The following is a 12,106-nucleotide window of genomic DNA, read 5'->3' as shown; positions in this document are numbered from 1 at the left end:
AGATGACAACAGATTCTAGCGCCTCAGGCCTTTCTCAGGAATCTCTTCATCCGATTATCCTGTCTCCGATGCCTTGAAGCTAGCGTTGCAAACTGGTAACGAATGAACTTATAGTAGTGGCGCTGTGTATGCGGAGCTAGTCGCTACTATCGGGACTACACCCAAGGCAAACGCGAACGGCTTTCCCGGCATCGCGTTCCGTAAAATGACGTTCCGATTGATCCGGGCCCATGGCGGGCCGCAAATGAGGGCGGAAGAGCATGGGCAGGTTTCCGATAATTCTTCTCGGCGCCACCACCGGTGCGGCATTGACACTTTTCATAACCCAGCCGCGCGCCGTTCTGATGGGGGCAAGTGCGCATGCTGGAGCGTCGGATACCTATCGCCAACTCAATCTGTTTGGCGATGCGTTCGAGCGGGTCCGTAGAGACTATGTCGAGAAGCCCAATGATGGCAAGCTGGTCGAATCCGCGATCGGCGGCATGCTGTCCGGCCTCGATCCGCATTCGAGCTACATGGACGCCGCGAGTTTTCGCGACATGCAGGTCCAGACCCGCGGCGAATTCGGCGGGCTCGGCATCGAAGTGACGATGGAAGACGGGTTGATTAAGATCGTCAAGTTGATGAAGGACACGATAGAGGAAACCCCAGCGTCAAAGGCCGGCATCGTCGCCAATGACCTAATCTCCACAATTAACGACGAGCCGGTAAAGGATCTCACGCTCAGTGAAGCTGTCGATAGAATGCGTGGCCTTGTTAACACCAAGATCAGGCTGAAGATCATTCGGAAGGGGCAGGACAATCCGATCGACGTGACGCTGGTGCGCGCAAACATCCGCGTCAGTTCGGTGCGCTCCAGCATCGAAGGCGATGACATTGCCTACATCCGTATTATTACGTTCAACGAGCAGACTACCCAGGGGTTGAAACGGGCAATCAGCGACCTGACCTCGCGGATCGGCGCCGAAAGACTGAAAGGCGTGATCGTTGACCTGCGCAACAACCCCGGCGGATTGCTGGACGAAGCGGTGACGGTGTCTGAAACATTTCTTTCGCGAGGTGAGATTGTCTCGACTCGTGGCCGCAGCGCCGAGGAAACCCAACGCCGCGCTGCCCATGGTGGTGATCTGACCAAGGGCAAGCCGGTGATCGTTCTGATCAACGGCGGCTCGGCCTCGGCTTCCGAGATCGTCGCCGGCGCGCTGCAGGACCACAAGCGTGCGACCGTGGTCGGCACTCGTTCGTTCGGCAAGGGCTCGGTGCAGACGATTATTCCTCTCGGCGCCGGCAGCGGCGCGTTGCGTCTCACTACCGCACGCTATTTTACGCCGTCGGGCAAGTCGATCCAGGCCAGGGGCATAGTTCCCGACATTGAGGTGCTGCAGGACGTGCCTGACGAATTAAAGGAGCGCGCCGATACCAAAGGGGAAGCCGCGCTGCGCGGCCACCTGAAATCGGCAGGCGACGAGAAGACCGGTTCGCAGTCCTACGTGCCGCCGGACCCCAAGGACGACAAGGCCTTGAAGACAGCGACCGACTTGCTCCACGGCCTAAAGGTCAATGCAACTGGCGAAACCGCCACAATCGACAAACCCGGCGTCAGGCTGCGATAAGCTGATCGATCTAGATTAGAATAGCTGGGAGATAGACCAGCCCTTTCCGGTCTATGCACTATTTGCGTCGAACCGTATTGAAGCTGTCGAACCATAGGGAACCAACGTCGGAAGCTGGCTGCGCCGATGCCTCTTCATTGCGTCGAAGGACGAGATCAATGAGCAGGCGCCCCAGTACGATCCGTTGCCGCACTGAGAAGGCAGAGACCATATGGATCGCCTCTTTCGGGCCCTCGGTCTGACACGACCGCCGCGAGGTTTGCGATCGACCGCGATGACCACTGCAGGCTTCCAGCTGTGCCAATTCCCGTCATGCCCGCAACGGCCAGCGACCGTGATAAGCGTGGCCCTTCATGCTGTGGATGAGCACGAACTCCGTCACTGTCCAGAAGATCGGCTGAATCGGATGCTCGTCCACGCTACGCGCATCGTACAACAGCGTCACATGCGGCGTAAAATTCGTATTCGCCACCCGCTTCAATCCGCTTCGCGTCAGCGCGGCGCCGAGCATCCGCTGAAATGACTCCAATCGGCGCAATCCACTCTCTCCAATCAGAACGAACGGACGATTGCCCGGCCTGCCCCGGAAGCTCGCGGTGCGGTCGAACGAAACCTCGAACGGCTCGGTCCGCACCTCGGTGGCAGCCTCGCAAGCCGCCCGAATATGGCGCTCGGGCAAGCCGCCGAGGAAGAACAACGAAACGTGCAGGCGCTCGGGCGCGATGAGTTTGCCGTCGAATTTATGGGCGCGTTTCAGCACACCCGCCACGTCCAGCCTGCCCAACAAGGCCGGATCCCGCTCTGCCAGTTCCATGATCATTCCGGCGAGCGCATCGACGCTTTTTTGTTTCAGATGGTCGCGGATGCGCGCCAGCACACCCGCGCCTTCCGCCTCCGCATCGGGGCCCAAGGCATTGGCCGTCAGCGCCACGGCGACCATGTGCTTGCAGACTCCCCAATCCCCGAATGCGGGGCAGGAGCAATGGCCACCGATATTGCTGCCGCGTCCGGTGAGCTCGGTACGGTAATCCTCGGTGCCCGCGACTTGCGCCAACACGCGCTTCGGTTCGATCGTAAGAATCTGCACCTGACCGTCGCGATGATAGGTCTCTCCGCGCGCAAACACCTTGTCGCCCGCAAGGCCTCGCAATGCATCGATACTGAAGCGGGATTGATCCTTGGTTTTCATATGCGTCGTTGCAGCAAATGGCCGGGTCTCGGCCAAAGGACGGGTTGAAAGTCTAGCGAATTAGTTCTGATGCCGCCACTGTACCAAGCCCCCTCACAGCACGCAGCCATAGTGCGCCGACGACACCAGCCGGATGTATTTGTCATGCACGGATCCCGGCTGTACCGCCGCAACAGAAGCCGGCACGCGCCAGTCGGCCATGCGGCGCGCGATCTCTTCCGTGGACACTTCGAGGGTAACGGTGCGGGCGCCGGGATCGATGACAATGGCATCGCCGTCACGCACCGCGGCGATCGGGCCGCCGCGCGCGGCTTCGGGTGAGACGTGGCCGATCAGGATGCCGTGCGAGACGCCGGAAAAGCGGCCGTCGGTAATCAGCGCGACGTCCTCGCCAAGGCCACGCCCCTGCAACTGGATCGTCAACATCACCATTTCCGGCATGCCGGGCCCGCCGACCGGGCCGACATTGCGCACCACGATCACGTTGCCCGCCACGATCTCGCCGGCGCGGATCGCAGCCATTGTGTCCGCTTCGGACTCGAACACGCGCGCAGTGCCGCGGAACTGGCCCTTCTCCAGCGCCTTGCCCGAGAGCTTCAGCAAGCAGCTCTCCGGCGCGAGGTTGCCCTTCAAGACGCTGATGTGATTGTTCGCCGGCGCGATCGGCTTCGACACCGGAAGGACGATCTCCTGCGGCGGCATCTGTTCGAGCGTCGGAACATCGGCGAGGTTTTCCGCCAGCGTCCTGCCGGTCACCGTCATGACGTCGCCATGCAGAAGGCCCGCGCGCAGCAGTTCCTTCATCACGACCGGCACGCCGCCGATCGCATGCAGGCTGCCCATCGCGAACGGGCCATGCGGCTGCAGATCGGCCAGCAGCGGGACGCGCTCGCCGACCGCCTGAATGCGCTCGATCGTGATCGGCACCTGGGCCTCGCGCGCGACTGCCAGCAGATGCAGATACATGTTGGTCGAACCGCCCATCGCGTAGACGGTGGTAATCGCGTTCTCGAAGGCGCGCTCGGTCATGATGTCGCGCGGCCGGATGCCAGCTTCCATCAGCCGGTACAGGGCCTCGACCGAAGCGCGGGCCTGCGCGCGGACGTCGGCGTGGATGTCGCTGCCGGCGTTGTAATCGGCCGGATGCGAGGCGCCGCGCGGCAGCATCATGCCGATTGATTCCGCGATCGTGCTCATGGTGTTGGCCGTGAACATCGCGCCGCAGGTGCCGCTGCCCGGCATCACGTTGCGCTCGACTTCCAGCAGCTCCTCGCCGGAGATGCGGCCGGACTCGTTTGCGGCGCGCGCCTCGGCATAATCGAGGATCGTGATGTTGTTGCCCTTGCTGGCCCATGCCCCGAACGAGACGCGCCCCGGCGTGCCGGTGCCGGGATAGAGCACGAGGCCAAAGGCGTTGGTGCGCGCGAGCGGCATCAGCGCGGCGGCGCCGGTTTTGTCGCAGCCGGAAATCACGATCATGGCGTCGCCATGATGCGCGTAGTGGCCGATCTCAAAACAGTCGGCGACGACGTCGCGCGAGGCAAGGCTATATCCCGCCGTCGGCGTGCCCTGCGTCAGCGCATCCGACACCGCCGGCGCGCCGACGATCAGCCCCTGCCCGCCGCGCTCCGCCAGGATCTCGACCAGGAGATCGGTAATGGCGCGCACGCGGTTGTTGCAGCGATGGGCATTGGTGTAGGCGCTGGCAATCGTCACCACCGCGCTGGTCTGCGCGGCGCGGTCCGGATCGAATCCGGCGGCGCGCAACTCCACCCGCCCTCGCTTCCAATAAATGCTGCTGTCCTGCGTCGTCATGGGGCTCCAGGTCTTCCGGTTGATCGCGGACCAGGCGTCCGGCCTGCTTGGCACTGAACGAATTTAGCAAGTCTTGTTGGCCGGGCTTGTTTAACCAGTCTTGCCGTCGTCGAAACTCACTATCACGGCGGCGTTCGCGATAATGATGGAGTCGCTTCCGCTCTCGGCAGGCACTTCCAGCCCGCCCTTGACGGCCGTCACGTTCACGGTGCCGTACGGCAGCTCCTTGGCAACTGCCGCGGTGTCGACGCCGCTCGGGTCCGGCACCGCGACGGTGACCTCGACGAACATGTCGCTGGCGGTCTTGCCCAGCATCCGGAAGAAACCGAGGCTGGAGTGGCGGATGGCGTCGGAGACGGCGCGCTTGGCGGCCTTGGTGGCATCGCGCCCGTGAACGTCGACGCCCATGCCCATTTCGGTGATACAGCGCACGCGTGCCATCGGGTTTCCTCTTGTCGTTTATGCGTTTGATATTGCTCGGTGAAGACCTTGTTCTCAATCGTCGCTTGCGGTGGCGGCGTCAAGTCACAGCAGACATGCGTTCGCTAGACGGGCCGCGCGAACCGGCTCAGCATCCATAATAAGCGACGTTCTCAGGAGCCTTGGGATCGTACCGCCACGCCTTCACGAGTTCCGGGGCGGCGAGGATCGCGACGATCAAAAGCATCGGGCTCCGGCGGTAAAGCATCAACGCCAGCAGCATGCTTCCGCCGCCGGTGGCGAGCTTGCCCCATTTGAGGCCGGAGAAGAGAGGGAGAAAGAGCGCCTTCATGCCGAGCCGTCGGCCGAATCCCTGCGCGGCCTGCGACGGAAGAAATTCAGCACGCCCGCGCCCACGACCGCCAGGCCGATGAGGATGACCTTGGCGAATTTGAGCACGAACGCGGCCACGAGCGCAAACAGACCGAACTTCTTGGCCGCAACGCCCCCGACCAGCGCCATCAGGCCATATTCCGCGATGCGATCGGTCGAGGCGCTGAAGTCTTCGTAGCGCTTGCCGGCATTGTAGGCCAGATCGCCGAGCAGCTCATGGGCCACCGCCTTGTCGCCGGCGATGCGTTCCGAGTTCGACAGCAGATTGAGGCTGAAATAGCCGTCGCGCCCCAGCGCGTAGGTATTGTAATTGATGCTCTTCGCCGCGTTGTCCGCCTCGCCCTTGTCCTTGGCGAGCAGCGACCAGACCAGGCGATGGCTGCCGGCATCGTAACTCGGCGGCTGCACCCATCCGATCACCTGCATCTCGGGAAACCCACGCGCGATGCGGTCCTTGTTGGTCTCCTCCACTCCGTCCTTCAGATTTTTCAGGAGCTCGTCGGCATTCCAGTTCTTGGCATCATCATCCTTGATGTAGCCTTCCTTGACGTAGCGGACCACCACGATCCACTCGTCATTCGGCCCCGTGCCGACCACAAGGCCGACGAAGCCTGCATCGTTGACGACGTTGCCGAGCGCCCGCAAGACACGGGCGCCTTCAGCCTGCGGCACGAAGAAACGACCTGCCACAAGCTTCAGCGTGGCCTGGTCGATCAGGGAAACATCCTTGGGCCCGCCGACGCCAGCCTCGCTGGCGGCTTTCCACGCGGCAACCAATTCCGCCTTTCGCGAGGCCTCGCTCGGCGGGGACGCCTGAGCAAAGACCGGCAGCGACCCAAGCACGACAAGCAACATGACGACGGCGGAAATCACTTTTTGCACCGAACTCTCCTGGAACATTGCCTTCGACGGATCGGATGACACCAACAACCGTAAATAGCAATACTGAACGACATATCATTCAGCCCGTTCGATAACAAAAATTGCCGCGGATTGGATGAAGTGCCTCGTAAGGAAAGTGCACATTTCCGTCGTCACGGTTACGCCGGAAAAACACCAAGCTTTCTCCGCACAAGTGTCTTGCGGCTTATACCGCGCTCATCACGAGTCCGGACAAGCCGCCATTTCGCGCGTCGCGGCGGTGCTATCCGGACCATTGCCATCAAGAACCTCCTTCGGATCGCCCGGTTGGACGAGATGGATGCGCGCGCCGCTCTCGCCTAAACCCAGACCTGGTTTCAAAACCTGCTGGCCGTCATAGTGTCCACCATTCTGGGTGCGGTAGGCGATCGGCCGATCGCTGAAAAGTCCTGCGATGCGGCGCCGATAGGCCTCGGCAACGGCGGGCCATTCGGCCTCGGTCAGCCGGTCGCTCTGATAGACGGCGAAAGGCGGCAGGATCTGCATGCCCGGATAAAAGAGCATGCCATGCTGGATCGGCCACAGCAGATCGTCGAGCCGCCCATTCACGCCGCGCTCGCCATAGTGCGGCGCGCGTCCACCGATCGTGACCGACAGCATCGCGCGGCGACCGCTCAAGGTACCTTCGCCATACCGGTCGCCCCATCTTTCGCCACCATGAGTCCCGACGCCATATGCAAAACCGTAGGCGAAGACCCGGTCGACCCAGCCCTTCAGGATGGCCGGCATGCCGAACCACCACATCGGAAAACTCAGGAGAACGGCGCCAGCCCACAAGAGCTTCTGCTGTTCGGCCTCGACGTCGGCCGATTGGGTGCCGGTGGCGAATGCATGACGCGACTCGGCGGCATAGCTGAGGCGATCCGGTTGGCCTGACCGAGAAAATCTCCGCGATCGGCGACCGCCTTCCACTTGGCCGCATAGAGATCGGAGACCTGCACCGTGTGGCCCTGCGCGGTGAGGGTTTCGACCGCCAGATTCTTCAAGGCGCTGGTGAGTGATTTCGGTTCCGGATGCGCGTGAACGACAAGGACGTTGCTCAAAGACGTTGCTCCTGTTGAGGCTTGCGAAACGCGCGCGTGGCGCGACGGCCTCAACATGGTGCGCAAAATCGCAAAGGCGAACGATCGAAACCTGGAAACGCCATATGTTCAGCAATGCTGAACTCAGGCGCGCTCGACCTCCCTCATCATCATCCAGGCCATGTCCGTCAATGCCTGCGGCGACAAGCGCGCCGATGGCCCGCTCAGCCCGACGCTCGCACGAACCTCGCCACCCTCGCGCCAGGGAATGGCGACGCAGTGGAGGCCCGGCTGGTAATTCTCGAGATCGAGCGCGAAGCCGCGCGTGGCCACCGTCTTGATCTCGGATAGAATCTGCGGACCAAGCGCGTCGGCACGGCTGGCAAGGACACGCTTGCCGAGCCCGGGCATGAAGGCGAGGAACACGAGGCCGACCGCTGATCCTTCCAGAGGCTCGCGTATGCCGATAGGGCATGCGCCCGCTTTCACTGCGTGGGACGGTTCGATCGCATCGAGATAATAGACTTCATCACCGCTCGGCACGGCGAGATAGACCATCTCTCCGGTGCGCCTTGCGACGGCTTCGAGCGCCGGGCGCAGGCGGCTGCGAAGCGCGCCGTCGTCTCCGGCGATCCGCGCCAGATTGAGAATGCGGCCGCCGAGATGATAGCGCGTGTCTCCGGCGCGGCGGTGCACGTAGCCAAGCTCGTCCAGCGTCTTCAGAAGATTGTGCGCGGTCGTCTTGCCGAGCTTGGTGTGCTCGGCAATATGCTGCAGCCGCGCAGCACCACCCTCTTGTGCGATGATTTCGAGGATCGCGGTTGCGCGCTCGATGGATTGAATCAGCCTGACTTCCGACATTACGCGTTCATTGATGACAGATACTGCCCGCTAACATTGGCGTGGCGCCCCCGGACAACAAGTCCATCCATGCTGAATATTTGTGCTCCGATCGCACCTGTCGAAGCGTGTCTCGTTGCGCGAAAACGACGCGACAAGAGGCGTGAACGAGGTCGCAAGTTGAGTAATGTCGCCGGCTGTTGCCGAATTATCGTGCTTATCGGGTTGATGCGTGCCCGGACCAATTTTCAAGCACAGGATTGCCGTCAGGCGGCTGCGAACGATCGGCTGGCAAACTCGCTTGCTTTCAGCCGGCTGACCAGAACAGACAGTTCCTCGACTTCCCCTGATGTCAGGTCGGTCAGCGGCGACCGCACCGGGCCGGAATCGCGGCCAATCACCTTCATCCCGGCCTTGATCATCGACACTGCGTAACCGCGCTTGCGGTTGCGGATCGCGAGCAGCGGCATGATGAAGTCGCGCAGGCCCGCCTGGACGGTTTCGCGGTCGCGCCGCCGCACCGCCGCGTAGAATTTGGTTGAGAACTCCGGCACGAAGTTGAACACGGCGGAGGAGTAGGTCGTCACGCCCATTTCGAGATAGGGCAACGCGAAGGTTTCGGCGGTGGGCAATCCGCCGACATAGGTCAACCGGTCGCCCATGCGCAGATGGATGCGCGTCATCTGTTCGATGTCGCCGACGCCGTCCTTGAAGCCGACAAGGTTCGGGCAGCGTTCGCAAAGTTTTGCGATCGTATCCTCGGTGAGGATGGCGTTGTCGCGGTTGTAGACGATGACGCCGAGGCTGGTCGCCTTGCAGACCGCCTCGACATGCGCCGCCAGTCCCGCCTGCTCGGAGAACACCAGATAGGGCGGCAGCAGCAGGATGCCGTCGGCGCCGGCGCGCTCGACGGCGCCGGCAAGTTCGGTCGCCATCGCCGTGCCGTAGCCGACGCCGGCCAGCACCGGCACGCGGCCGGCGGTCTGCTGCACGGCAGTGGTCACGACCTCGACGACTTCCGCCGGCGTCAGCGAGAAGAATTCTCCGGTGCCGCCGGCCGCGAACAGACCGGCCACTTCATAGCTGCACAGCCAGTCGAGATTGGAGCGATAGCGCACGGCGTCGAATTTGTTGGAGGCGTCGAACGGCGTGACGGGAAACGACAACAGCCCGTTGCCGATCGTCAGCGCCATCTCCTTCGGGGTCAATCTGCTCATCGTGGCGGTCCTCGCTGTGGAAGCCACAGGATTAGACCAGGCTCGATGCCGCGGCAGACCAATTGCTGGATCGAATGATCCATTGATTGGATGACTCAGGCGCCGCCCACGAGGTTGCGGGCGATCGCCGCGATCACCGGCAACAGCGGATTGTCATTGTCGTCCCGCCAGACGAAGTAGAGTTCGGCCGCGCGTTGCTGCGGATCGGCCAGTGGCCGCAGCGCGACGCCGCTGAACTGCAGATTCTCCGCCGCTTCCGGCACCAGTGCGACGCCGACGCCGGAATGCACGATGGCCAGGATCGAGTGGATCTGCGCGAGGTGCTGGATATAGACCGGCGCCAGTGCGGCGCGCGAAAACAGCTCCACCAGCAGGTCGTGGAAGTAACGGGCCTCATAGGGCGCGTACATGATGAAGGGTTCGGCCGCGAGGTCCGGAAGGCCGATCGTCGCGGCCCGGGCCAGCCTGTGCCCGGCCGGCACGGCCGCGACCATCGGCTCGGCCTTCACCCGGAAGAATTGCAGACCGGTGCGCGGGATCGGCGGCCGCAGCAGGCCGATATCGATTTCGCCGGCGCCAAGCCGCTTGAGCTGGTCGCCGCTGACCATCTCCTTGAGGATCAATTCGACATCCGGCAGCTGCTGGCGGCAGGCCGCCACCAGTTCGGGCACATAACTGTAGGAAGATGCGGCGGTGAAGCCGATATTGACCGAGCCGGCCTTGCCCTCGGCGACGCGCCTTGCCAGCAAGGCCGCGCTCTCCGTGAGCGTCAAGATCAGCCGCGCCTCGGTGAGGAAGCTTTGGCCGGCCGGCGTCAGCCTGACCAGGCGATTGCCGCGCTGAAGCAGTTTTACGCCCAAGATCCGTTCGAGAATCTGGATCTGCCGGCTGAGCGGCGGCTGCGTCATGTTCAATCGCGCGGCGGCGCGGCCGAAATGCAGCTCCTCCGCCACGGCCACGAAACAGCGCACCTGGCTCAGTTCGAACATACCGCTCCCTTTTTCTCAATCGCACCGACGGTTTCCGCCCTCGCTACCCTATCGCATCCCACGATTTGATCCAAAATTGGTATCGGACCATCCTCATTCTAGTTCGCTATTGGATCGATGATCGCTTATCGTGCCACCAGCGCGGCCAAAGACCGCGATGCGCGACGCCGCAGAGCGCTTGTGCAATTTCGATCGGAGGAAAAATAAATGCTTCCACGTTTCGGGCGCCGCGCCGCCCTTGCCGCCGCCGCAGCCATCCTGCTCAGCCAACTGCCCGGTGTCGTTCACGCCCAAAACTTCGACCGGCCGGTGCGCATCATCGTGCCCTATGCACCCGGTGGCACATCAGACATCCTGGCGCGGCTGATCAGCCCGAAATTGTCGGCGGCGATCGGCCAGTCGGTGGTGGTCGAGAACAAGCCCGGCGCGGCCGGCAATCTCGGCGCGGACGCCGTCGCCAAGGCGACGCCCGACGGCACGACGTTGCTGCTGACGGATGTCGGTTCGGTGGCGACGGCGCCCAGCCTGTTTTCGAACCTGACCTATAATCTCGAAAAGGACCTCGCCCCCGTAACGATGGTGATGTTCGGCCCCTATGTGCTGGCCGTGCATGAATCGATCCCGGTCAAAACGGTGGCGGAACTGATTGCCTATGCCAAGGCCAATCCCGGCAAGCTCGCGGTGGCGAATTCCGGAGTCGGCGGCGCCAATCACATCACCGCCGTGGTGATGCAGAAGGAGCTCGGCATCCAGTTCAAGCATGTGCCCTACAAGGGCGGCGCGGCGGCGACCCGCGCCGTGGTCGCCGGCGAGAGCGGCGCCCTCATCAACGGCGCGTCGGCAACCCTTCCCTTCGTGACCAACAAGCAACTGGTCGGTCTCGCGGTGACCGGCGAGCACCGCGTCCCCTCCGCGCCCGACCTGCCGACCTTCAAGGAGGCCAAGCTGCCCGGTGGCGACGCCGGCACCTGGCAGGGCATCCTGGTGGCCAGCGGCACGCCGCCGGCGGTGATTGCGCGGCTCAATACCGAGATCGGCAAGATTCTGGAGTCACCGGAGATCAAGGCCAAGATCGCCGAACAGGGCGGCGAAGTCCGCGCCGGCACCCCGGACGCGATGGCTACCTGGCTGAAGGACGCCACCAAACGCTGGGGCGAAGTCATCCGCGAAGCCGGCATCAAGGGCGAATGACGGGACCCGAACTTGGGCTTGCGATGCGAGGCTTGCGATGAACGCCCGTCGAACGGACTGGCAGGATGTGCTCTTCGGGCTGTTCCTGATCGCGGTCGCCGGCATCGCGCTGGCGGCGACGCGCACTTTGTCGGGCGGCACTGCCGCCGACATGGGGCCGGGCTACATGCCGCGCGCCATCGCCATCATGCTGCTGGCCTTCGGACTCTGGTTCAGCATCCGCGGAATCCGCCGCCCGTTTGTCGGGATCGCGCCGGTCCGCCTGCAGCCCCTGCTCGCGATCACGGCGTCGGTTGCCGTGTTCGCGCTTACCGCCACGCGCTTCGGCCTTGCGCTGTCGTCGTTCGCCGCGATCCTGATCGCAAGCCTCGCGACGCGGGAAGCGCGGCCGATCGAAACCTTACTCTTCGCACTGGGGCTCTCGGCGGCGGCGGTGCTGCTCTTCGTCAAGGCGCTGGCCTTGCCGGTGCCGATCTGGCCTGGAGCATGGTTCTGA

The 12,106-nt window shown here is 63.1% G+C and carries 11 protein-coding genes and 1 pseudogene; 3 read left to right on the top strand and 9 right to left on the bottom strand.

Translation table 11 applies throughout. The annotated features are described in order from the left end of the window. Positions 1-260 precede the first annotated feature (260 nt). Complete coding sequence (locus tag V1286_RS12735) at positions 261-1,613, top strand: S41 family peptidase (RefSeq protein WP_334479998.1); 1,353 nt, start codon at positions 261-263, stop codon at positions 1,611-1,613. 310 nt (positions 1,614-1,923) lie between these two features. On the opposite strand, the gene V1286_RS12730 is transcribed toward V1286_RS12735, so the two are convergent. From V1286_RS12730 to V1286_RS12685, 9 genes and pseudogenes are all read right to left on the bottom strand, one after another. After that, positions 1,924-2,802: a 2'-5' RNA ligase family protein gene (locus V1286_RS12730; protein WP_334479996.1), complete on the bottom strand. Its 879-nt coding sequence runs from the start codon at positions 2,800-2,802 to the stop codon at positions 1,924-1,926. A 93-nt stretch (positions 2,803-2,895) separates the two neighbouring features. Beyond that, complete coding sequence (gene ilvD / locus V1286_RS12725) at positions 2,896-4,617, bottom strand: dihydroxy-acid dehydratase (protein WP_334479994.1); 1,722 nt, start codon at positions 4,615-4,617, stop codon at positions 2,896-2,898. Between the two features lie 90 nt (positions 4,618-4,707). Continuing rightward, positions 4,708-5,058 carry a Lin0512 family protein gene (locus tag V1286_RS12720; protein WP_334479992.1) on the bottom strand — a complete coding sequence of 117 codons (351 nt, stop codon included), beginning with the start codon at positions 5,056-5,058 and terminating at the stop codon, positions 4,708-4,710. A gap of 127 nt (positions 5,059-5,185) precedes the next feature. Next, positions 5,186-5,389 (bottom strand): hypothetical protein, encoded by a 204-nt coding sequence (locus V1286_RS12715; RefSeq protein ID WP_334479990.1) that lies wholly within the window; start codon positions 5,387-5,389, stop codon positions 5,186-5,188. Beyond that, complete coding sequence (locus tag V1286_RS12710) at positions 5,386-6,312, bottom strand: DUF2167 domain-containing protein (protein WP_334479988.1); 927 nt, start codon at positions 6,310-6,312, stop codon at positions 5,386-5,388. The genes V1286_RS12715 and V1286_RS12710 overlap by 4 nt, the downstream gene beginning before the upstream one ends. Positions 6,313-6,531: 219 nt before the next feature. Continuing rightward, a pseudogene (locus tag V1286_RS12705) lies at positions 6,532-7,394 on the bottom strand (NAD(P)H-dependent oxidoreductase). Between the two features lie 123 nt (positions 7,395-7,517). Then, entirely contained in the window at positions 7,518-8,234 is a 717-nt protein-coding gene (locus V1286_RS12695; protein ID WP_334479982.1) for an IclR family transcriptional regulator, read from the bottom strand. Positions 8,235-8,479: 245 nt separating this feature from the next. After that, positions 8,480-9,430 carry a 5-dehydro-4-deoxyglucarate dehydratase gene (gene kdgD, locus V1286_RS12690; protein WP_334479980.1) on the bottom strand — a complete coding sequence of 317 codons (951 nt, stop codon included), beginning with the start codon at positions 9,428-9,430 and terminating at the stop codon, positions 8,480-8,482. 95 nt (positions 9,431-9,525) lie between these two features. Continuing rightward, positions 9,526-10,419: a LysR family transcriptional regulator gene (locus V1286_RS12685; protein ID WP_334479978.1), complete on the bottom strand. Its 894-nt coding sequence runs from the start codon at positions 10,417-10,419 to the stop codon at positions 9,526-9,528. A 207-nt stretch (positions 10,420-10,626) separates the two neighbouring features. Here V1286_RS12685 and V1286_RS12680 point away from each other — a divergent pair, with 207 nt between their 5' ends. Both V1286_RS12680 and V1286_RS12675 read left to right on the top strand, forming a co-directional pair. Continuing rightward, positions 10,627-11,610, top strand: a complete 984-nt coding sequence (locus tag V1286_RS12680) for a Bug family tripartite tricarboxylate transporter substrate binding protein (protein WP_334479976.1) — start codon at positions 10,627-10,629, stop codon at positions 11,608-11,610. Between the two features lie 37 nt (positions 11,611-11,647). Beyond that, on the top strand, positions 11,648-12,106 hold the full coding sequence (locus V1286_RS12675) for a tripartite tricarboxylate transporter TctB family protein (RefSeq protein WP_334479974.1): 459 nt from the start codon (positions 11,648-11,650) through the stop codon (positions 12,104-12,106).

The sequence above is a fragment of the Bradyrhizobium algeriense genome (assembly GCF_036924595.1).
In the GTDB taxonomy this organism is placed as follows: domain Bacteria; phylum Pseudomonadota; class Alphaproteobacteria; order Rhizobiales; family Xanthobacteraceae; genus Bradyrhizobium; species Bradyrhizobium algeriense.
The sequence above is the reverse complement of the archived record's forward strand: the minus strand, read 5'-3'. Positions and strand labels throughout refer to the sequence as shown.